Origin of the sequence: Halomonas sp. ND22Bw, from assembly GCF_003011945.1 — a bacterium.
In the GTDB taxonomy this organism is placed as follows: domain Bacteria; phylum Pseudomonadota; class Gammaproteobacteria; order Pseudomonadales; family Halomonadaceae; genus Halomonas; species Halomonas halophila.
This window is the reverse complement of the sequence record NZ_PXWD01001146.1, coordinates 1-261: the sequence shown is the minus strand read 5'-3', so window position 1 is coordinate 261 and position 261 is coordinate 1. Positions and strand designations below refer to the sequence as shown.

Annotated in this window: 1 protein-coding gene; it reads left to right on the top strand. The window is 70.1% G+C overall.

Features of this window, described 5'->3' with window-relative positions; translation table 11 throughout:
• Positions 1-40 precede the first annotated feature (40 nt).
• Positions 41-261, top strand: a 221-nt coding sequence (locus CVH10_RS21765) for a YbaY family lipoprotein (RefSeq protein WP_219924981.1), incomplete at its 3' end; no start/stop codon positions are given.

Here is a 261-nt window from a genome sequence, read left to right as displayed (position 1 = left end):
GCTGGCCGCCTGCGCCACGCCGGGCGAAACGCCACCTCCGATGACGACGGGCACGACCGTCGTCAACGTCACCGCCCTGTATCGCGAACGGACCATGCTGCCGCCCGGCCATGTGCTGACGGTTCGTGTCGAGGACGTCAGCCTGGCCGACGCCCCGGCCCAGGTTCTGGCAGAGACGCGAGAGACCCTGACCGGCGGACCGCCGTATTCCGTGCCGCTGGGCTTCCCCACGTCGCAGATCGACCCGCGTCACACCTATGC